Below are 19365 nucleotides of genomic sequence, written 5' to 3' on the forward strand. Positions count from 1 at the left end.
AGGAAAAGCCAATCCAGACGGTATCAGCGGCAGGCTACAAGAATAAATTGTGATTTCACAAGATTGGTGCTATAATAAGAGAAAAGTTCCTGCCGGGGCAGCCGCTCCGGTGGTATGGATAGAAAGGCAGGAAAACAATATGCACATCAGCTATAAACCACTCTGGCACACACTGTTAGAGCGTGATATGAGAAAAGAGGATTTAAGGCTTGCCGCTGGTATGACAACAAATATGATTGCCAACATGAGCAAAGAGGGAAAGCACATCAGCATGGATACATTAGCCCGTATCTGCGAAACGCTGAATTGTGAGATTACCGATGTGATTGAGTTAGTACCAGACGAGCCTGCTTCCACAGGAGGTAAGGAACATGAGCGAATTGAAACCAAGAATAAAAGAAAACGGAATTGATTATATCCTTGTTGGAGATTACTACATCCCGGACTTGAAGTTGCCGGAGGAACACCGCCCCATCGGAAAGTACGGACGGATGCACCGGGAATATTTAAGAGAAGTCTGCCCAGCCAGATTACACACATTGACCCTGACCGGGGAATTGTGGACATATCTTGCAGACCTGAACGAACAGGCACAGAAACGGTTAGACACCATCATGGAGCAGATGAAAGCTGCCGAGGGCGTGACCGAGGAATTGAAGCGTACCCGTCAAATGGAATGGGTGCAGCGTTGCAATAACATTCACAACCGGGCAGAAGAAATTGTTTTACATGAGATGATTTATTCATAACGGTATGGTAGAATGATTATTACAAATTAGAAGTTGTAAAGGAGACTTTGTATGGGTAGAAAAGAAATAACAACAAAAGAAGATTTAATGAAAGTAATAGAATTATTCGAAAATACTGGAATTACATACTGGTTGGATGGCGGATGGGGTGTAGATATTTTAGCTGGTAAACAAACAAGAATTCATAGAGATATAGATATAAATTTTGATGCTCAACATACGGAAAAATTGTTAAATGTGCTTTTGAATCTGGGCTATAAAATTGATACAGACTGGAAACCGGTTAGAATAGAGTTATATAGTGATGAACTTGGTTACTTAGACATTCACCCGTTCGTTTTAAGTGAGGACGGAACTTCAAAACAAGCTGATTTAGAGGGTGGCTGGTATGAGTTTGAAAAAGATTACTTTGGTAGTGCTTTTTTTGAAGGAAAAACAATTCCTTGTATATCCTTAAAAGGCCAAAGAGTTTTCCATTCAGGTTATGAATTAAGAGATAAAGATAAGCATGATATTTCAATTCTTGAAAGTTTATCAAAATAACATTGCTGTAATTTCTAAGATAAATTCCACTTTATCGCTTTGAAATTTTAACTGAATAAGTATAGCACCAACCGCTGCTACATGGAAGCAAACACAACCATGCAACAGCGGTTTTTCTTTACCGTTTTTTCCTTTGACTGATAGGAGTTCCTGTTTTCTTTGATTTTTGTAGAATCCGAATGAGCCAGCGAAATTCTTCGTCTGACAGATTTTTATAGTTGATGCCGAGCTGCTTGCAGTAAAGGACAACCAGCTTTTCATCCCGACTGCCCTTGAAATTTTCAACCGCTTCCAAATTTTCTTTCAATTCATCGGCAACGGTGGTCTGGGGCGCACTCTCGCTGTCCTTTTTGTGGGCTTCCCGAATATCCCGGATAATGAGATTGAGGTCATCAAGAACCATGTGGCTGAAATATTCATCATCGCTGATATGGGCGGCTTGCAGCACTTTCAAATGCGGGTCGTCTTCGCCGGGGCGATACCGTTCAATGATTTCATGCCGGACAGTATCGACAAGGGCGTTGAGGTTTTGAATCTGCATGGTGGCAATCCCATCTACATAAATCTCAATGTCCGCAAGAAACTTGATAAAGTCCTTATGAGTGGCAAGCTCACAGAGCAGACGGTTGTTAATCCGACCGCCTTTCAGAAGTGCCACCATCTCATCATTCAAATGCAGCTCTGTTAGTGGCGTGTTGATCTGCTCCCGGTTCTCTGTCCGGCACAGCAGATAATCAACGGAAACCCCATAGAAGTCTGCCAGCGTGATAAGGTTGCCATGATTGATTTCCTTATAATCCTCTTTTTCATAACTGCCAAGAGCTGATTTGGAAATGCCCGTCAGCTCTGATAATTCTTCCAGATTTAAGCCTTTGTCCTTGCGGAGTTCCCAAAGGCGTTCCTGTATGCTTGTCGCTCCTTTCATGGGCGCACGCTCCTTTCCGGCGGTTTCATTACTGCCGCTTAACTGGATTATATCATACTTTCCGCAATCGTGGAAATTTCTGATTTTTACCCTTAATTCCTACTTTGTGGACATACGGCACAGGGCACAAAAATGTTCTATGATACAGGTAGTTCATCGATGGATTATTCCAATCGAATGACCAGCCTGTGTGGGATATGCTTCCCCGGCGATGTAGCGCCATGACTTTTGGCAGGGATATGGAGGAACCCTGACCGAAACGAGCGTACCAAAGGGAGCAATACGCCGCTGTGAGATTCAGGGGAGGAACGACACCGGGGAGAACTGGCGAACTGATACCGAAATGATACCGAAACACGACAATCTGATAGGGGGATAGTCTACCCTATTGCTGATACTTCTGGAGATTTTAGACGGCTCTATGACCGTAATTTTGCCGAAAATCGCCCCGAAACTATACACTAAAACGGGAGGAAACGCAATATGCCGAGAATGAGCAAAAAGAGGAAGCATGAGCTTTCTTTTTACCTCAATGACCGGGGGCGTGTCACTTACAACGAATTATGCCGGAAATGCAAGCATGGGTGCAAGCAGAGCTTCCGGGCGGTTGTGGTTGACTGCCCCCGTTATTTATCCAAAAGAGCAAAGAAAAAGGAGGAACACACCGAATGAATTTTGAATTTATGACGATAGGCACACCGTTGCCGCCCTGTATGCCCTTTCCCAGAGCGTTGACAGGATTTCCAGTCAGCAGCACCGCAAAGGTCATGTACTGCCGGATGTTGGACGCTATGCTATCCAACGGACAGGAGGACGAGAACGGAATCCTGTTTATCTGCTTCCCTGTCACAGCCATTGCCGCAGTCTTGTCCCGCAGCCCCATGACGGTCAAGCGTTCTCTGAATGAACTGGAAACCGCCGGACTGATCATGCGAGTGCGTCAGGGCGTTGGAGAACCAAACAGGATTTATGTGCTGATACCGGGAAAGGAGGACGCTGCCCTTGCCTGATACCTCAAAGCTGGAAAAGCTCAACCGAGAGTTGGAAAAGAGTGAAAAGAAACTGCGGAAAGCCATCAATGATGAAAAGGCATTGCAGCACCAGCTAAAGCAGCTTACCCGAAAAGAACGGACACACCGGCTCTGTACTCGTGGCGGTATGCTGGAAAGTTTTCTGCAAGAGCCGGAACGCCTGACAGATGATGATGTCATGCTGTTGTTGACACTCATTTTTCACAGGCAGGACACGCAGGAACTATTGAAGAAACTGCTGGAACGTGAGAAGCCGGAAACCCCTTAGTTTACTAAGGGCGCAATTATACACCACCCAGAGGTTGGTGCATTGCGTTCTCCGAAGGCTCCTCGCCGGGGGGCTGTGATTTTCCGCAGTCATGGTCTGCTCCAAATCAAACAGGGGACGCTACGCTTCCCCTGCGCTGGCTGCCGCCAGCTACCCTTTTGTGGACTTGCCATCTGGGGAGACCTTGCGCTGCAAGCTGTTCCCAGCCGACAAGTTTCATAAAATATGCTATCTTTTCGATAGGCAATAAAGTATAATAAAGTCAGCAATAAATCGGAATTTTACGGTCAGTAAGGAATGCGTAAAGTTATATGATTGTATTATAAGCGATTTGTTAAATTTTTATAACCACTTGTATTTGCCTGCGATTTATGGTATAATATTTTGAAATTTAGAAAGAGGTGGGAAGATGATTAACTTTTCTTGCAAATAAAATCAAAATATGCGGTAGTGCTATACTTTGGCATTATTGTGTCTATTGCAAGAAAGTTATATGTCTATCTTACTCAATATAGTGCTGTTGCCACTTTTGCTTAGTGGTGTTATTTTATGCTATGACGAGCTGCAAGGATAAACTTTCTTGTGGCTCTTATTTTGTTTTGGAGGTGCTTTATGAATAGTGCAGAACAGATAGTTACACATGATTCACTCCGTATAGTGTCGGTTCCTTTTGGTGAAATCTATACGTAGTAAACATTCACCGAACCGACTTTGTATCGTATGACATGCAAAGGAGGATAATATTTATGTCAATGATTAAAATTGAAAACCTTACGTTTTCATATCCGACAAGTTATGATAATGTTTTTGAAAATGTCAGTTTCCAGGTTGATACCGATTGGAAGCTTGGTTTTGTGGGCAGAAACGGACGAGGTAAAACAACCTTTCTGAATCTTCTGCTTGGGAAATATGAGTATAGTGGAAAAATCCTATCATCCGTACAGTTTGATTATTTTCCTTATCCCGTTTCAGATAAGAATCGTATTACAGAGGATATATTGCAGGAGATTTGCCCACTTGCGGAAGAATGGGAACTTATGCGAGAACTTTCTTATCTTGATGTTGATGTCGATGTGCTTTGGCGACCTTTTGAAACACTTTCCAACGGAGAGCAGACAAAGGTTTTGATTGCCGCTCTTTTTCTTAATGAAGGGCATTTCCTACTGATTGATGAACCTACCAACCATTTGGATGCCAAAGCGAGAAAAAGTGTGGCGGCATATCTGAAAAAGAAAAAGGGATTCATCTTAGTTTCTCACGATCGTCGCTTTCTTGACGATTGTGTTGACTATATTCTATCGATTAACCGAGCGAATATCGAAGTGCAAAGAGGAAACTTTTCATCATGGATGTCAAATTTTGAGCGACAGCAAGAATTTGAACTGGCTCAGAACGAACGTTTGCAAAAGGACATCAGACGATTACAGCAGTCGGCAAAACGCGCTGCAGTATGGTCTGAACGTGTAGAAGCTTCCAAAATTGGGGCAGCAGATAAAGGTTATGTCGGTCATAAAGCCGCCAAAATGATGAAGCGTTCAAAATCTATAGAAGCGAGACAACAACAGACAATCGAACAAAAATCAGCATTGCTGAAAAATATGGAAACCGCAGAAGCCCTCAAGATACAACCGCTTAATTACCATACAGATTTGCTTGCATCATTATCGAATGTAGTAGTTTATTATGATGGCATTTCAGTTTGTGAACCCGTTTCGTTTGAAATAAGACAGGGAGAACGCATTGTGCTTGATGGAAAGAACGGCAGTGGCAAAAGTAGCCTGTTAAAGTTGGTAGTCGGGCAGTCCATAGATTATACGGGTACAGTAACACTTGGCTCTGGGCTTGTAATTTCTTATGTGCCACAGGATACATCGTATTTATGTGGAACCCTTTCCGAGTTTGCAGAAGAAAACAACCTTGATGAAAGTTTGTTCAAGGCAATTCTTAGGAAAATGGACTTTGAGCGTGTACAGTTTGAAAAGGATATTAAAGACTTTTCTGGCGGGCAAAAGAAGAAAGTCCTAATTGCGAAAAGCCTTTGTGAAAAGGCACACTTGTATGTATGGGATGAACCGCTCAACTTTATTGATGTGTACTCACGTATGCAGATTGAACAACTCATAACGGAGTTTGCCCCGACCATGCTCCTGGTAGAACATGACAGTGTTTTTCGAGATACTGTGGCAAGTAAAATTGTGAATATCTAAATTGGTTCTTCCGCAATTTTACGTTTTTCGCTTTAATAAAAATGGAGAATGCTGATTTACACTGGCATTCCAGTATTGAAAAATTACAAAATACGGATAATTGCGTAAGAACCTCTAAATTAAAATAATTGTATGGGTTAATTCCAGCTTTACAGAGACTCAAATTCCAGTTTGTAGAATTAAGAAAATCGTAATTTGTGGAGGTAAAATATAGATGAATCAAGGTAGAATTATTGTAATCACAGGTGCGCCGGGGACAGGAAAAACTACAACGGCATCTGCTGTTGCAAAAGAATCAGATTTGGAAAAGTCTGTGCATATGCACACAGATGACTTTTATCATTATTTGAGTAAAGGGGCAATACCACCGCATTTGCCAGAATCAAATGAGCAAAATTTGATTGTCATTGAAGCGTTTTTAGAAGCTGCGAAGCGATATGCTCGTGGTGGATATGATGTAATTGTTGACGGTATTATCGGACCGTGGTTTTTAAAGCCGTGGCAAAGTCTTGTTCGGGAACATTATGAGGTGCATTATATTATTTTAAGGGCAAGTAAGGAAGAAACCTTGAAGCGAGCTGTTGAACGCTCAAAGTTAGACCGAAAGACAAATATCGAATTGGTAGAAACCATGTGGGAGCAATTTTGCAATCTGGGAATATATGAATCGAATGTTATAGATACGACCACTTATTCCATTCAAGAAACTGTTTCCGCAGTACAAGAAAAAATCGCAAGTAGGGCAGCGTTGTTGTCTTAGATTGTTTTGGTGCAATTCCAGTTTGTTAGCTTTACATCGGGTCAACTTGTCCCGAACTTTTACAACTAAATACCCGCCGCTCACACAGTGGCACACCGAGCAGGAAATCTGAAAAAGGTCTCCTGCTTTTTTTCTGCCCAAAATGAGGTGGTAAAACGCCACCCCATCCACCAATTAGCGAAAGGAGGGACACGAAATGCCTTGTCCACACAACGAAATCACGATTGTTCAGCGCAGCCAGCGGCAGTCTGCGGTTGCCGCCGCTGCTTACCAAAGCGGCGAAAAGCTGTTCTGTGAATACGACCAGCAAGTAAAGCACTACCCGGAAAAGCGTGGTATCGTCCACAATGAAATCCTGCTCCCGGCAAATGCTCCACAGGAATATGCAGACCGCAATACTTTATGGAATGCCGCCGAAGCGGTGGAAAAGCAATGGAACTCCCAGCTTGCAAGGCGGTGGGTGCTTACCATTCCCAGAGAGATACCGCCCGACCAGTACGCTGTCCTTGTACGGGAGTTTTGTGAACAGCAGTTTGTTTCCAAAGGCATGATTGCTGATTTTGCCATCCATGACCCCCATCCGCCGGGACACAATCCCCACGCCCATGTCCTGCTGACCATGCGGGCAATGGATGAACATGGAAAATGGCTTCCCAAGAGCCGCAAGGTTTATGACCTTGACGAGAATGGGGAACGGATAAAGCTGCCGTCCGGCAGGTGGAAAAGCCACAAGGAGGATACGGTGGACTGGAACGACCAGAAGTATTGTGAAATCTGGCGGCATGAATGGGAGGTTATCCAGAACCGCTATCTGGACGCCAATGACCGCCCGGAGCGTGTGGACTTGCGTTCCTATGCCAGACAGGGGCTTGATATAGTCCCCACTGTCCATGAGGGGACTGCTGTCCGGCAGATGGAAAAGCGAGGTATCCAGACGAATATCGGCAACCTGAACCGGGAAATCAGAGCCGCCAACCGCCTGATGAAGTCCATCCGGCAGCTTATCCAAAACCTCAAAGGCTGGATTACCGAGCTGGGAGAAAAACGGAAGGAGCTGCTTGCACAAAAGGCGGCGGAGGAAGCGACACTTCTTCCCAATCTGCTGATGAAGTATATGGAGATACGAAAGGAAGAACGGAAGGACTGGACAAGGGCTGGACAGAACCGGGGAACTTCACAGGACTTAAAGGCAGTCAGCGAAGCCCTGTCCTATCTCCGGCAAAAGGGGCTTTCCACTGTGGAGGACTTAGAAGCGTTTCTGGAATCTTCCGGGAAATCAGCCGCAGATTACCGCAATCAGATGAAGCCAAAGGAAGCCCGGAGCAAAGTGATTGACGGGATTCTTGCCAGCCGGACAGACTGCAAGGAATGTAAGGCTGTCTATGAGAAGTACCAGAAGATATTTTTTAAGAAAATAAAGGGGAAATTCAAACAGGAACACCCGGAGGTTGCCCGGTATGAGAAAGCCGCTGACTACCTTGCCAAGCACCCGGACGATAAGGATAAAACGAAAAATGAGTTGCAACAGGAGCAGGAAACGCTTCTCAGCGAAATCGCAGAGCTGAAAGTACCACTGACCGAGGTACAGGAGGATTTGAAGAAGCTGCGGGACATCCGCTACTGGGTACGGAAAGCCACACCCGGCACAGAGGAAAGCAAAGAGCCGCCCAAGAAGCAGCCCATCAAAGAAGTCTTGCAGGATAAGACTGACGAGAAAAAAGCACAAAGAACCGCCCCGGCACAGGAGAAACACAGACAACAGGATATGGAACTTTAACAGGCACTTGCCATTTTCAATTAGAGAATGTCAGGTGCTTTTCTTATTTTCAAGGAGGGATAGATTTGAATGTATTCGAAGCTGTGAAGCAGTCCGTCACAACAAGACAGGCTGCGGAGTATTATGGAATCCATGTAGGTCGGAACGGGATGGCTTGCTGCCCGTTCCATAACGATAAAACCCCAAGCATGAAGCTGGATCGGCGTTACCATTGCTTCGGCTGCGGTGCGGATGGGGATGTGATTGATTTTGCCGCCGCCCTGTATGGGCTGGGAAAGAAAGAAGCCGCCGTACAGCTGGCACAGGACTTCGGGCTTTCCTATGAGGACTGGAAACCGCCGGGAAAGGTAAAAAAGCCCAAGACCCGGCAGAAATCCCCGGAGGAACAGTTTCAGGAAGCAAAGAATCGCTGCTTCCGTATTCTTGCCGATTATCTCCATCTGCTGATGGCATGGAGAACGGACTACGCCCCGCACTCCCCGGAGGAAGCCTTTCATCCCCGGTTTGTGGAAGCCTTACAGAAGCAAGCCCAAGTGGAATATCTGCTGGATGTGCTGCTGTTCGGGGAAACAGAGGAAAAAGCGGATTTGATTACGGACTACGGAAAGGATGTGATACAGCTTGAACAGCGAATGGCAGAACTTGCAGCCGCAGACGCAGCAAGAACTAAAAAACACTATGAACGCCATGCAGCCGCCCCAGAGCGTTGAGGAAATCAAGGCGGGGCTGGAAACCACCGAGAAAGGCGGTGTCCGTCAGAGCATACGGAACTGCCTGACCGTATTCCAACGTGACCCTCTGCTTTCAGGGGCTATCGCATACAACATCCTGACTGACCGCAAGGACATCATAAAGCCCATCGGTTTTCACAGAGAAAGCACCGCCCTGAACGATACGGACATGAAGTATCTGCTTCTTTATCTGGAAGAAACCTACGGGCTTACCAATGAGAAAAAGATTGATAACGCCATCGGGATTGTGGCGAATGAAAACAAGTACCATCCCATCCGGGACTATCTCAATACCCTTGTGTGGGACGGGACAGAGCGAATCCGCTTCTGCCTGCGGCACTTTCTGGGGGCTGACGCAGACGATTACACCTATGAAGCGTTGAAGCTGTTCCTGCTGGGTGCAATCTCACGAGCCTTTCAGCCGGGGTGCAAGTTTGAAATCATGCTCTGTCTGGTAGGCGGTCAGGGGGCTGGAAAGTCCACCTTCTTCCGGCTGCTGGCAGTCCGGGACGAGTGGTTCTCCGATGATTTGCGGAAGCTGGACGATGACAATGTGTACCGCAAGCTGCAAGGTCACTGGATTATTGAAATGTCGGAAATGATGGCAACCGCCAACGCCAAGAGCATTGAGGAAATCAAGTCATTTTTAAGCCGGCAGAAAGAGGTCTACAAGATACCTTATGAAACCCACCCGGCAGACCGCCCCCGTCAGTGCGTGTTTGGCGGCACTTCCAATGCCCTTGACTTCCTGCCCCTTGACCGTTCCGGCAACCGCCGCTTTATCCCGGTCATGGTGTACCCGGAGCAGGCGGAAGTTCACATTTTGGAGGATGAAGCCGCTTCCAGAGCCTATATCGGGCAGATGTGGGCGGAAGCGATGGAGATTTATAAAAGCGGCAGGTTCAAGCTGGCTTTCAGCCCCGCCATGCAGCGGTATCTCAAAGAACACCAGCGGGATTTTATGCCGGAGGACACCAAAGCCGGGATGATACAGGCGTATCTTGATAAATACACCGGGAGCATGGTCTGCTCCAAGCAGCTCTATAAGGAAGCCTTGAACCATGCTTTTGACGAGCCGAAGCAATGGGAAATCCGGGAAATCAACGAGATTATGAACCAGTGCATTTCCAGCTGGCGGTACTTCCCAAACCCAAGAATGTTTTCCGAATATGGCAGACAAAAGGGCTGGGAGCGTGAAAACCCGGCAACGGACTCCGGCAACCCGTCTGAAAAAACGATGGACGGTTTTGTGGAGGTCACAGAACAGATGGAGCTTCCATTCTGAAAAGGACAGCCCGTTGCACCCCCTGTTGTTATCCCGTTGCCGAGCCGGTTGCCGGGAAAAACCCCTTATTTCCGGGCTTTTCTCCCTTATAACAACCAAAACAACAAAAAAATAAAAGAAAAGTATAAATAGTAACCATCGCCAGATTGAGATTGTTTGCAAGGTCTTTTGAAGTCCGTTGCCGGACTTCGTTGCCGACACCCTCTGTCTGGCTATTTTCATGTATGGAGGATAACTGCCTATGGCAAAAAACAAAACAGAGATTCATGTGACCACTGTATTTGACGGGGAGCTTGACGCCACTGATGTGTTCGTCAGCCTGATTTCCCAGAAATACGGAAAGACAAATGCAAAAGAATATCTTGCTAAAAAGAAAGATATAGGCTATAATGAAGATGAGGTTCAAAAGAGCCAGATACCGTCTGGATTGTGTGGGTAAATGGCTATGATGAACGAAATGGAATACAGAACAATCGGTTCGGCACTTGCCGGGGGTTATCGTGCGGCGGTCTATTGCAGGCTGTCAAAGGACGATGACCTGCAAGGCGAAAGTGCCAGTATCGCAAACCAGCGTGATATGCTGGAAAAATACTGCGAAAAGCAGGGATGGGAGGTTGTGGCAGTCTATCAGGACGATGGCTTCACAGGTCTTAACATGGAGCGTCCTGACCTACAGAGAATGTTGAGAGCCATTGAGCGCAGGCAGATCAACCTTGTCATCACGAAAGACCTCAGCCGACTGGGGCGTAATTATCTGCAAACCGGGCATTTGATTGAGGACTTTTTCCCAAGAAACGGTGTCCGCTATATCGCCATGAATGACGGCATCGACACCCTGCGGGATAACAACGACATTGCCCCGTTCAAGAATATCCTGAACGAGATGTACAGCAAGGATATTTCCAAGAAAGTCCATTCCTCTTATCTTCTGAAAGCGCAGAAAGGACAGTTTACCGGGTGTCTTGCCCCGTTTGGGTATCGGAAAGACCCGGAGGACAAAAACCATCTGCTCATTGACGAGGAAACCGCCCCGATTGTGCGGCTGATTTTCGGATATGCCCTGAACGGTCATGGTCCGAACTATATCCGCAGACGGCTGGAGAAAGAAAAAATCCCCTGCCCTACATGGTGGAACCGGGAACGGGGGCTTCGCAATACCCGCACCAAATGGGAAAAGAAAGACCCAGAAAACGGGCGGTATATGTGGGACTTCTCCGTTATCAAAGACCTTTTGATGAATCCCGTCTACACCGGGGCGATTGCTTCCCAGAAAAAGGACTACCGCTTCAAAATCGGCACGATTGGGGAAAAGAAGCCGGAGGACTGGATTGTGGTGGAGGGACAGCATGAACCGCTGATTGACAGCATGAGCTTTGACATTGTGCAGAACAAGCTGAAATCCCGCCAGCGTCCGGGGCAGACCAATGAAATCAGCCTGTTTGCCGGACTGTTAAAATGCGGCGAGTGTGGGAAGTCGCTGACGGTACGCTACACAAACGCTAAACATCCCCAGCGGATTTACTCCTGCAAGACCTACAATGCCTTTGGAAAGAACCACTGCACCCAGCACCGGATTGATTATGACACCCTTTACAGCCATGTGCTGCGGAAAATCCGGGAATGTGCCAGAGCTGCCCTGATGGACGGGGAAGCGGTTGCCGACCGCCTGACCAATACCTGTGAAGCCGAGCAGCGGGAACAGCGGGAAGCAATGGAACGCTCCCTTACAAGGGACGAGGAACGGATTGAGGTTCTGGACAAAATGGTCATGCGGCTTTATGAGGATATGATTGCAGGGCGTATCAGTGAGCAGAATTTCAACACCATGCTGGAAAAGACACAGACCGAGCAGACGGAGCTTAAAACAAAAGTGTCCGAGGGCAGAAAGCGGCTGTCCGATGAAGTCCAGCTTGCCAATGATGCAAAACAATGGGTGGAAGCCATTCAGGAATACGCCAACATCACAGAGCTGGACGCAGCCACCCTCAACCGCTTAATCAAAGAAATCGTTGTGCATGAGCGCATTGACGAAGATAAAACAAGACACATTTCTATCGAAATTCATTTTAATCTCAAACCCATCCCGGAGGTGGAACAGGTCACTGCCTGACCTGTCCCGCCGGGACGGTTCTCTTAACAACACCATATAGATTTTTTGTACGCCGCCGCCCGCCATCGAGCAGAGTTTTTACACCTAATTGGGGATGAAACAGCTGATGGCCGGTGGCGGCGTGGCCCTCATCGGTATCACTCTGGTTCCCCTGCTTTCCGGACTCTTCGGCTAAGAAAGGAGTGTTAATCGTTGGACAGCGTACTCGATCAGATTGGTGAATGGCTGAAGGAACTGCTTGTTTCCGGCATCATGAACCAGCTGACGGGACTGTTTGATTCGGTAAACACTCAGGTTGGCGATATTGCGACGCAGGTGGGGACGACTCCGACGAACTTCTCGCCGGGCGTCTTCGCCATGATCCGGAATGTTTCCGAATCAGTGATTATCCCGGTCGCAGGCTTGATATTGACCTTCATTGCCTGCTACGAGCTGATTCAGATGATCATTGACCACAATAACCTTGCCAACTTTGAAACCTGGATCTTCTTCAAATGGGTCTTCAAGACCTTTGTAGCCGTGACACTCATCACCAACACCTTCAATATTGTGATGGCAGTCTTTGATGTGACGCAGCATGTGATCAATAATGCAGGCGGACTCATTGCCGGGAATACTGCGGTGGATGCTGCAGCTTTAGAGACCATGCAGGATACGCTGGAGGCCATGGAAATCGGACCGCTGTTTGCATTGTTCCTGCAGTGCATGCTCGTTCAGTTTACCATCAAGGCGCTCAGCGTTGTGATCTTCGTTATCGTCTATGGACGAATGATCGAAATCTACCTGATGACCAGTATGGCACCAATCCCGTTCTCGACCTTCGGAAACCGGGAACAGAGCATGGTGGGACAGAACTATCTCAGGTCTCTGTTCGCGCTTGGCTTCCAGGGCTTTCTGATTATGATCTGTGTCGGCATCTATGCCGTGCTGATCCAGAGCGTCTCCGTCTCGGATGACATTATCGGATCCATCTGGGGCATCCCATGACCGTGGATGAAGAGTTCATTTCCATTTTACATGGACTACACCAGCTTGCCCAGAAGTTTAGGACAACGGATTTCCCGATAAAATCCGAAAGATGAACTTCATTTCCATCCAGATCGTAAACTGTAAAATCCGGTGCCAATATCTTTTCTGATTCATTCTCTTGTGTTGTTGGAGTGGAGGCTTCTGTGGATTCGGTTTCCAGCGGTGTTTGTGTAGCAAGCAGATTGGGAGCCAGTTTCTGTCCAAGCTGTTTATATAGAATTCCTGCGCCACCTAAAATGAGAACAAACACAAGAAAGAGTATCATTATTATCTTTTTTTTATTCATAAACCCTCCTCAACTAAGCAGGCTGAGTAGCTGTCCCAGCGTTCCTGTTGCCATCAGGATACCCACCAATATCAGGAAACAGCCGCTGACAGTATTGATGATCCGATAGTGTTTTTTAATCCAGTTGAAGGCTGACTTCAAATAGTCGATCAGAATAGCACTGAGAAGAAAAGGAATGCCAAGTCCCAACGAATAGCAAAGCAGCATCAGCATACCTTCGATTACATGATCCTGCTGAGAGGCCAGCATCAAGGCAGAACCGAGGAATGCGCCCACACAAGGTGTCCAGCCCAAGGAAAATATTATGCCAAAGAGCATAGCGGGGAAGAACCCCATCTCACGACTGTTTAATGTTTTACTGCCGCCTCTGAACAAATTCATTTTGAAAATGCCCAGAAAATTGAGGCCAAAAAGAATTACTATCAATCCGGAAATTAAATTCACTGCACCTTTGTATTCTAGCAGGAAGCTGCCAATGGTGCCTGCCAAAGTGCCCATTGCCACAAAGATTACAGTAAACCCACTAACAAATCCCAACGCTCCCAACAAGGTCTTTTTTGTGCTGCGTTCTCCACTACCTGCAAAATAGGAGATATAGATGGGCAGCATGGGAAGCAGGCAGGGTGATATGAAGGTGATAATGCCCTCCAGGTAAGCTACTGCGTATTGCATAAACCGCTGCACCCCTTTCCGAAAATACCGGACAACAGCCAGCCGATAAAGCCCATATAGGCCATCGTGATGAACGGGTTAGAAGTCAGCGGACAAGCTCCAGTGGGGCATCCCACAAAGTAGTAATATGCAAGGCCAACTAATGCGCCGCCTGCGGTAAAAAGAACTGGCTTCAGCCATTTTTTAATTTTTTCTTTCATCTCACATTCCTCCTGCTAAATATTCCTCTGCATAGTGAACAGCAGTTGCCCCATCGGCTACAGCAGTTACGACCTGCCGTAATGCCTTTGTGCGGACATCCCCAACGGCGAACACACCGGGGATGTTGGTGCGGGTACTCTCATCTGCAATAATGTATCCAGCCGGATCAATCTCAATCTGATCTTTCATCAATTCGGTGGAAGGCTTTCTTCCCACGCTTACAAATACACCATCGCAAGCAAGGGTACTTTCTTCTCCAGTTTTCACGTTCCTAATCTGGATACCGGTCAGCTTTTCGTTATGGAGCAGAGCTATAATCTCACTGTCCCAGACAAATTCTACATTTTCTGTTTTCATCAAAGGTTCATGGTAGATCTTTGTTGCTTTTAGGGTGCCTCTGCGGTGAACGACGATGACCTTTTTGCAGATCCGGGAGAGAATCAGCGCATCCGCTGCAGCGGTATTGCCACCTCCTGCGATGACAACTGTTTTATTCCGATAGAACATTCCGTCACAGGCTGCACAGTAATGGACACCTTTACCGATTAACGCCTGTTCCCCATCAACACCCAGCTCTCTGGGACCGGCTCCTGTAGCCAATACGATGGATTTTGCGTACATAGCGCCTTCGCTGGTCACAGCTTTCTTTACAGAACCTGACAGTTCCAGAGACAGCACCTCAGTCAGCTTGGTTTCCACACCAAACCGCTCCGTTCCTCGCTTCATTTTTTCTCCCAGGGAGAAACCGTCGATGCCATCCTCGAAGCCGGGATAGTTGTCGATTTGCTCGGTCAGAGCCATCTGCCCACCGGCAGACAGCTTTTCTAAAACCACGGTGTCCATTCCTGCTCTTGCAGCATAAAGGGCTGCGGTATACCCGCCGGGACCGCCACCTACAACAATCATGTCATAGATATGCTGCGCATTATTTACTTCCTGAGTCCGGTGCTGTAAGGTTTCCTCAATAAAAGCCACCAGCTGCGCTCTGGATTCTGGAGCGACGATAGAGCCAAGAGTCTGTCCGCTGTGATAGATCAGCAGAGTAGGGACAACTTCAATAGCCTCGGTCTCAGCCAATTCCGGTTCATCATCAATGTTGACAGCAGTGAATATCAGTGTATCCTTATATTCCTCAGCAACGCTTTCCAATGCTGGAGCCAGACGGCGGCAATATACGCACCAAGGGGCTGAAAACTCCACCAGAACAGTCTTTCCGCTATGCACCATTTCTTCAAATTGATTTCTATTAATATTGATAACTGCCATATTACCAGCTCCTTTCCTTTGCTTGATTATAGTATAGCCAATCTAAAATAACATTTCGGTGATGATATCACATAAAATAGTGCGACATTGCTGCCGCACTAAAATTTTTCGTTATTAAGTAACTCGAGGATATGTTCACTGGAACAGATGATTTGAGACTGCTTATCTTTTATGGATGTTTTTTTTGCCTCCTCCAGCGAGAGAGAAGCATATAAATGAACCGTGTATGCTTCCTGCCTGAGAGAATCTTTATACTGTTCAGCTGCAAGATATTGTTTTTCAAGAATACTAATTTTATTTTGGAGATCACCAATCTGCTGTTGAAGCGACATCACTTTTTTCTTTTGAATATAGAGAAAAAAAGTAAGAAGAAGTAGTAGTAATATGATTGGTAGGATAATAATAATCATTCTTATTACTTTCCCTCCTTTATCAAAAGATAAGTCTTAACTGCATTACGGAGCGTTTCTGGTAGAACGGGAACAGGCAAGATGATCACCTTACCCGTATTCTTTTCAATCGTTATTTCTGATTCCGGTTGATTGGACAGAAGAATTACGGGTGTTCTTTTATCCGCCCGCCATGGCTGATCCGGCTGTTTTGTCAGAGCTTCTGTAACAACCCAAAGCATAGGCTTTTTCTTTCCAAGCTTTTTTCTTGCAGCTTCCGGGGTTTCAAATACAAGGATATGTTTGGATAAGTTCTGCAGTACCAGTCTCAGTCCGTTCCCATAGGCTGAATCACTGCACATAATGACAATCGTGGCATTTGATTGCTCATCTTGTGATGCCTTTATAAAATCAAGAACTGGCGTATTATAAAGGTTGAAATCTTTTTCTGTATGTTCTGCTTCATAATAAGCTCTGACCGCTCGACACATTCTTCGGCAAAACTGTTCAATATCAATACGGATGTCCGTGAGGCTGTTGTCAGAACTTATTCTATCCAGTTGGCAAACGGAAGTTCCGCAATTCACACCCAAGTGAAAACGAATCGAAGTATTGTCCTCAGTATTTGCAAAGCCTTTGTTTTGGTGCAGGTATTCACATCGAAGCTGCCAGCATCGTTCTCCGCAGATATACGGAGAGATATCCTGCGCAGAAACTTTAAAGAAAGGTGCTGCGTATGTATCAAACCAACGAATATATTGATTCCCTACATCACGAGTTGGTCTCTGCTTTCTATCCAGAACAGCACGCCCATCCCGATAACGCTTTACAATTTCTGGGAAAGCAATGCCGCCGCAAATATCAGGCAAAGTCAGCACCAATGCCAAAGCAGATTGCCAGCGTCCATCCTCAATGTTCAGTTCTACTTCCTCTATGCGATGTAAAAAGGTAAAGCTGGCATTGTCTTGACTCATAAGTATCCTCCTGTAAAAAATCCGCCTGCCGGAAAACCGACAGGCGGCATACTGCCTTTTATACTTCCATCATCTATAGGCTATAGTGATTAAAGAACCAAAGAAGGAGCAGAGTAAACTCGTGCTGCCAATTCCTGATTGAGCATATACAAGCTCTTAGGATCGGAGCCAAAGAGTTCAATTTTGGAAATCAAATTCTTTGCATTGGTTTCTTCTTCACCTTGTTCTTTCACAAACCAATCGAGGAACTGCATGGTACGGAAATCCTTTGCTTCGTAAGCCTCACTATAGATATCATTAATCAGCGAGGTCACATATTTTTCGTGCTCAAGACCTGCCTTCAAAACATCCATATGGCAAGCTGCATTCAGATCAGGCTTGTCAATGGCTTCAAGCGTTACCTTCTGGTTTTCGTTTTGCAGGTACTGATAGAAAAGCATGGCGTGGTCACGCTCTTCCTGAGCCTGAATTTTATACCAGTTGGCAAAGCCGTCAAGCCCGACTTCCTCGAAATAGTTTGAAAAATTGAGATAAAGGTATGCGGAATAGAATTCCTTATTTATCTGTTGATTGATAAGCGCATGTACTTTTTCGTTCATTTGCAAGAATCTCCATGTTAAATTTCAGTTTTCCACAGGCCGTGGAGGTTGCAATAAGCATAGACAGCTACTGCTTTATCGTCTCCCAGGGAGAAGGTGACATGGGGTTCGTCACCGGGCTTCAAAACCTTACGCTGACCACCGTTTTCGGTCTGGACATAGACCCACTCGATGAAATGTTCCGGAAGCATAGGATGATCTACAGAACCAACATTGACATGGATTGCACCATCTTCAACAGTAACAGCAGGCAGATGCTTTTCGCCGCTGGCTTCTACGGTGTTGGGTAGTAGGGCAGTCATTTTCTGCCCGCAGCACATCATAGGTACGCCGGAGTCGTGAATCATGCCCACCAGATTGCCGCAGTGTTCGCAGATATAAAACTTTGCACTCATTTTAATTTCCTCCGTTTTATCAATAGTTTTCCGCACGCACTTCGAAGAATGCCTGAGGATGCTTGCAGACAGGGCAGATCTCAGGAGCCTTGGTTCCTACTACGATATGTCCGCAGTTACGGCACTCCCAGATGGTAACGCCGCTCTTCTCAAACACCTGCATGGTCTCCACGTTGCTCAAAAGCTTGCGGTAGCGCTCCTCGTGCATCTTCTCAATGGCAGCTACGCCACGGAATTGTTCAGCCAGATCATGGAATCCCTCCTCATCAGCTTCACGAGCCATGCGGTCATACATATCCGTCCACTCGGCGTTCTCACCTTCAGCAGCATGGAGCAGGTTCTCGGCAGTATCGCCCAGCTCGCCCAGAGCTTTGAACCACAACTTGGCGTGCTCCATCTCGTTCTGTGCAGTATGCAGGAACAGAGCAGCAATCTGCTCGTAACCGGCTTTCTTGGCTACTGAAGCAAAGTAAGTATATTTGTTGCGTGCCTGAGATTCACCAGCAAAGGCTTCCCACAGATTTTTCTCGGTTTTGGTGCCTGCATAGGGATTCTTTGCAGGAGCCGCAGCATCCTCAATCTTCACAAACTTGTCGGCGGGCTGCTTGCAGATGGGGCACTTAAAATCAGGTGTCATAGGGCCTTCGTGAATGTAACCGCAGACTGTGCATTTCCATTTTTCCATTTTCTTTTCCTCCATTTTTTCATTGAATTGAATGTTTTTTAACAGGGATTCCACAGCATCCACAGGAATGCCGGGATACGTTTTAATACTTTCCAGAAACGATCTGGTGTTGCTGCTCTGAGGCAGCATAAAGCCGGCTTCTCTGCACAGATCCTCAGCCATCAGGCGAGAGGATTTTTCCACAGCGACGCTCAAGACATCAGGAAGCTGCGAAGCAATGTTCTCTGCATTGGCTTTGCTTTGAACTAAGCCACGAAGTGCTTTGACAACTTTTTCTTCTTTCGGCTGCTGCGGCGGCAGTTCTTTTGGAACCATAGAGATTGCAGAGGATGGACAGGCTTCGGCACAGGCACCGCAGCCGATACACTTTTCAGGATCAATGATGCTGTTCTCTGTATCAGTCGCTCCGGTTGGGCAGACATAGAGGCAAAGGCAATCCTTGGTACATAAGCGAAGATTTCTTACTGCATATTTTTCAGCCAT

General features: G+C 46.5%; 24 protein-coding genes and 2 pseudogenes. 15 read left to right on the forward strand and 11 right to left on the reverse strand.

From position 1 onward, the window contains the following. Positions 1 to 49 precede the first annotated feature (49 nt). Genes ACTQ3K_RS08945 through ACTQ3K_RS08955 form a run of 3 tightly spaced genes read left to right on the forward strand, consistent with a single transcriptional unit; the run spans position 50 to position 1292 of the window. A complete protein-coding gene (locus tag ACTQ3K_RS08945) occupies positions 50 to 412 on the forward strand; it encodes a helix-turn-helix domain-containing protein (protein WP_007887891.1) in 363 nt (120 codons plus the stop codon). Beyond that, positions 372 to 749: a TnpV protein gene (locus ACTQ3K_RS08950; RefSeq protein WP_002584333.1), complete on the forward strand. Its 378-nt coding sequence runs from the start codon at positions 372 to 374 to the stop codon at positions 747 to 749. Before ACTQ3K_RS08945 ends, ACTQ3K_RS08950 begins: the two co-directional genes overlap by 41 nt. A gap of 51 nt (positions 750 to 800) precedes the next feature. Continuing rightward, a complete protein-coding gene (locus ACTQ3K_RS08955) occupies positions 801 to 1292 on the forward strand; it encodes a nucleotidyltransferase domain-containing protein (RefSeq protein WP_002584332.1) in 492 nt (163 codons plus the stop codon). 118 nt (positions 1293 to 1410) lie between these two features. On the opposite strand, the gene ACTQ3K_RS08960 is transcribed toward ACTQ3K_RS08955, so the two are convergent. Next, the gene (locus tag ACTQ3K_RS08960) at positions 1411 to 2217 is read right to left on the reverse strand and encodes a helix-turn-helix domain-containing protein (protein WP_002584331.1); all 807 of its coding nucleotides are present in this window, start codon (positions 2215 to 2217) and stop codon (positions 1411 to 1413) included. 483 nt (positions 2218 to 2700) lie between these two features. Between ACTQ3K_RS08960 and ACTQ3K_RS08965 the strand changes: the two genes are divergently transcribed. The 12 genes and pseudogenes from ACTQ3K_RS08965 to ACTQ3K_RS09020 all read left to right on the forward strand — a co-directional run bounded on the left by ACTQ3K_RS08965 (position 2701) and on the right by ACTQ3K_RS09020 (position 13373). Then, positions 2701 to 2889, forward strand: coding sequence for a hypothetical protein (locus ACTQ3K_RS08965; protein ID WP_002584330.1), 189 nt, complete (start codon positions 2701 to 2703; stop codon positions 2887 to 2889). Beyond that, positions 2886 to 3227 (forward strand): DeoR family transcriptional regulator, encoded by a 342-nt coding sequence (locus ACTQ3K_RS08970; protein WP_002584329.1) that lies wholly within the window; start codon positions 2886 to 2888, stop codon positions 3225 to 3227. Before ACTQ3K_RS08965 ends, ACTQ3K_RS08970 begins: the two co-directional genes overlap by 4 nt. Beyond that, positions 3220 to 3516 (forward strand): DUF3847 domain-containing protein, encoded by a 297-nt coding sequence (locus ACTQ3K_RS08975; RefSeq protein ID WP_002584328.1) that lies wholly within the window; start codon positions 3220 to 3222, stop codon positions 3514 to 3516. The genes ACTQ3K_RS08970 and ACTQ3K_RS08975 overlap by 8 nt, the downstream gene beginning before the upstream one ends. Positions 3517 to 4262: 746 nt before the next feature. Then, positions 4263 to 5723: an Lsa family ABC-F type ribosomal protection protein gene (locus ACTQ3K_RS08980; protein ID WP_002584327.1), complete on the forward strand. Its 1461-nt coding sequence runs from the start codon at positions 4263 to 4265 to the stop codon at positions 5721 to 5723. A 214-nt stretch (positions 5724 to 5937) separates the two neighbouring features. After that, positions 5938 to 6483, forward strand: coding sequence for an AAA family ATPase (locus ACTQ3K_RS08985; RefSeq protein WP_002584326.1), 546 nt, complete (start codon positions 5938 to 5940; stop codon positions 6481 to 6483). 196 nt (positions 6484 to 6679) lie between these two features. Beyond that, a complete protein-coding gene (mobQ, locus tag ACTQ3K_RS08990) occupies positions 6680 to 8260 on the forward strand; it encodes a MobQ family relaxase (RefSeq protein ID WP_002584325.1) in 1581 nt (526 codons plus the stop codon). A 65-nt stretch (positions 8261 to 8325) separates the two neighbouring features. Further along, a complete protein-coding gene (locus ACTQ3K_RS08995) occupies positions 8326 to 8970 on the forward strand; it encodes a CHC2 zinc finger domain-containing protein (RefSeq protein ID WP_002584324.1) in 645 nt (214 codons plus the stop codon). Further along, positions 8939 to 10276: a virulence-associated E family protein gene (locus ACTQ3K_RS09000; RefSeq protein WP_002584323.1), complete on the forward strand. Its 1338-nt coding sequence runs from the start codon at positions 8939 to 8941 to the stop codon at positions 10274 to 10276. Before ACTQ3K_RS08995 ends, ACTQ3K_RS09000 begins: the two co-directional genes overlap by 32 nt. A 241-nt stretch (positions 10277 to 10517) precedes the next feature. Beyond that, a complete protein-coding gene (locus ACTQ3K_RS09005; RefSeq protein WP_002592708.1) occupies positions 10518 to 10715 on the forward strand; it encodes a hypothetical protein in 198 nt (65 codons plus the stop codon). After that, positions 10716 to 12386 carry a recombinase family protein gene (locus ACTQ3K_RS09010; RefSeq protein ID WP_002584321.1) on the forward strand — a complete coding sequence of 557 codons (1671 nt, stop codon included), beginning with the start codon at positions 10716 to 10718 and terminating at the stop codon, positions 12384 to 12386. A 91-nt stretch (positions 12387 to 12477) separates the two neighbouring features. Then, a pseudogene (locus ACTQ3K_RS09015) lies at positions 12478 to 12561 on the forward strand (Maff2 family mobile element protein); the annotation flags it as partial. Between the two features lie 17 nt (positions 12562 to 12578). Beyond that, positions 12579 to 13373, forward strand: a complete 795-nt coding sequence (locus ACTQ3K_RS09020; protein ID WP_441567230.1) for a VirB6/TrbL-like conjugal transfer protein, CD1112 family — start codon at positions 12579 to 12581, stop codon at positions 13371 to 13373. On the opposite strand, the gene ACTQ3K_RS09025 is transcribed toward ACTQ3K_RS09020, so the two are convergent. The 10 genes and pseudogenes from ACTQ3K_RS09025 to rbr all read right to left on the reverse strand — a co-directional run bounded on the left by ACTQ3K_RS09025 (position 13345) and on the right by rbr (position 19365). Beyond that, positions 13345 to 13701 carry a redoxin domain-containing protein gene (locus tag ACTQ3K_RS09025; RefSeq protein ID WP_441567232.1) on the reverse strand — a complete coding sequence of 119 codons (357 nt, stop codon included), beginning with the start codon at positions 13699 to 13701 and terminating at the stop codon, positions 13345 to 13347. The genes ACTQ3K_RS09020 and ACTQ3K_RS09025 overlap by 29 nt on opposite strands. 9 nt (positions 13702 to 13710) lie before the next feature. After that, on the reverse strand, positions 13711 to 14373 hold the full coding sequence (locus ACTQ3K_RS09030) for a cytochrome c biogenesis CcdA family protein (protein ID WP_441567234.1): 663 nt from the start codon (positions 14371 to 14373) through the stop codon (positions 13711 to 13713). Further along, positions 14358 to 14573, reverse strand: a complete 216-nt coding sequence (locus ACTQ3K_RS09035) for a hypothetical protein (protein WP_441567236.1) — start codon at positions 14571 to 14573, stop codon at positions 14358 to 14360. Before ACTQ3K_RS09035 ends, ACTQ3K_RS09030 begins: the two co-directional genes overlap by 16 nt. 1 nt (position 14574) lies before the next feature. Then, complete coding sequence (gene trxB, locus ACTQ3K_RS09040) at positions 14575 to 15480, reverse strand: thioredoxin-disulfide reductase (protein WP_279201343.1); 906 nt, start codon at positions 15478 to 15480, stop codon at positions 14575 to 14577. Between the two features lie 63 nt (positions 15481 to 15543). Beyond that, positions 15544 to 15840 (reverse strand): annotated as a pseudogene (locus tag ACTQ3K_RS09045) (thioredoxin family protein); the annotation flags it as partial. A gap of 98 nt (positions 15841 to 15938) precedes the next feature. Next, a complete protein-coding gene (locus ACTQ3K_RS09050; RefSeq protein WP_441567238.1) occupies positions 15939 to 16250 on the reverse strand; it encodes a hypothetical protein in 312 nt (103 codons plus the stop codon). Positions 16251 to 16255: 5 nt separating this feature from the next. Continuing rightward, the gene (locus tag ACTQ3K_RS09055) at positions 16256 to 17203 is read right to left on the reverse strand and encodes a hypothetical protein (protein WP_441019082.1); all 948 of its coding nucleotides are present in this window, start codon (positions 17201 to 17203) and stop codon (positions 16256 to 16258) included. Positions 17204 to 17292: 89 nt separating this feature from the next. Continuing rightward, positions 17293 to 17802: a ferritin gene (locus tag ACTQ3K_RS09060; RefSeq protein WP_235254960.1), complete on the reverse strand. Its 510-nt coding sequence runs from the start codon at positions 17800 to 17802 to the stop codon at positions 17293 to 17295. Positions 17803 to 17819: 17 nt separating this feature from the next. Further along, positions 17820 to 18197, reverse strand: a complete 378-nt coding sequence (locus ACTQ3K_RS09065; RefSeq protein WP_427819383.1) for a desulfoferrodoxin family protein — start codon at positions 18195 to 18197, stop codon at positions 17820 to 17822. A 19-nt stretch (positions 18198 to 18216) separates the two neighbouring features. Further along, the gene (gene rbr, locus ACTQ3K_RS09070; protein WP_441567241.1) at positions 18217 to 19365 is read right to left on the reverse strand and encodes a rubrerythrin; all 1149 of its coding nucleotides are present in this window, start codon (positions 19363 to 19365) and stop codon (positions 18217 to 18219) included.

This window comes from Candidatus Paralachnospira sp. LCP21S3_A2, from assembly GCF_052118925.1.
Classification (GTDB): Bacteria; Bacillota; Clostridia; order Lachnospirales; family Lachnospiraceae; genus Lientehia.

Bases quoted from the DNA above. Each gene is read 5' to 3' on its own strand.
- ACTQ3K_RS08970 (WP_002584329.1), top strand. From the start codon at position 2,886: ATGAATTTTGAATTTATGACGATAGGCACACCGTTGCCGCCCTGTATG.
- ACTQ3K_RS09060 (WP_235254960.1), bottom strand. From the start codon at position 17,802: ATGAACGAAAAAGTACATGCGCTTATCAATCAACAGATAAATAAGGAA.
- ACTQ3K_RS09065 (WP_427819383.1), bottom strand. From the start codon at position 18,197: ATGAGTGCAAAGTTTTATATCTGCGAACACTGCGGCAATCTGGTGGGC.
- ACTQ3K_RS09005 (WP_002592708.1), top strand. From the start codon at position 10,518: ATGGCAAAAAACAAAACAGAGATTCATGTGACCACTGTATTTGACGGG.
- ACTQ3K_RS09030 (WP_441567234.1), bottom strand. From the start codon at position 14,373: ATGCAATACGCAGTAGCTTACCTGGAGGGCATTATCACCTTCATATCA.
- ACTQ3K_RS09035 (WP_441567236.1), bottom strand. From the start codon at position 14,573: ATGAAAGAAAAAATTAAAAAATGGCTGAAGCCAGTTCTTTTTACCGCA.
- ACTQ3K_RS09025 (WP_441567232.1), bottom strand. From the start codon at position 13,701: ATGAATAAAAAAAAGATAATAATGATACTCTTTCTTGTGTTTGTTCTC.
- ACTQ3K_RS09050 (WP_441567238.1), bottom strand. From the start codon at position 16,250: ATGATTATTATTATCCTACCAATCATATTACTACTACTTCTTCTTACT.
- ACTQ3K_RS08950 (WP_002584333.1), top strand. From the start codon at position 372: ATGAGCGAATTGAAACCAAGAATAAAAGAAAACGGAATTGATTATATC.
- ACTQ3K_RS08955 (WP_002584332.1), top strand. From the start codon at position 801: ATGGGTAGAAAAGAAATAACAACAAAAGAAGATTTAATGAAAGTAATA.
- ACTQ3K_RS09010 (WP_002584321.1), top strand. From the start codon at position 10,716: ATGGCTATGATGAACGAAATGGAATACAGAACAATCGGTTCGGCACTT.
- mobQ (WP_002584325.1), top strand. From the start codon at position 6,680: ATGCCTTGTCCACACAACGAAATCACGATTGTTCAGCGCAGCCAGCGG.
- ACTQ3K_RS08960 (WP_002584331.1), bottom strand. From the start codon at position 2,217: ATGAAAGGAGCGACAAGCATACAGGAACGCCTTTGGGAACTCCGCAAG.
- ACTQ3K_RS09000 (WP_002584323.1), top strand. From the start codon at position 8,939: ATGAACGCCATGCAGCCGCCCCAGAGCGTTGAGGAAATCAAGGCGGGG.
- ACTQ3K_RS09055 (WP_441019082.1), bottom strand. From the start codon at position 17,203: ATGAGTCAAGACAATGCCAGCTTTACCTTTTTACATCGCATAGAGGAA.
- rbr (WP_441567241.1), bottom strand. From the start codon at position 19,365: ATGGCTGAAAAATATGCAGTAAGAAATCTTCGCTTATGTACCAAGGAT.
- ACTQ3K_RS08980 (WP_002584327.1), top strand. From the start codon at position 4,263: ATGTCAATGATTAAAATTGAAAACCTTACGTTTTCATATCCGACAAGT.
- trxB (WP_279201343.1), bottom strand. From the start codon at position 15,480: ATGATTGTTGTAGGTGGCGGTCCCGGCGGGTATACCGCAGCCCTTTAT.
- ACTQ3K_RS08985 (WP_002584326.1), top strand. From the start codon at position 5,938: ATGAATCAAGGTAGAATTATTGTAATCACAGGTGCGCCGGGGACAGGA.
- ACTQ3K_RS08965 (WP_002584330.1), top strand. From the start codon at position 2,701: ATGCCGAGAATGAGCAAAAAGAGGAAGCATGAGCTTTCTTTTTACCTC.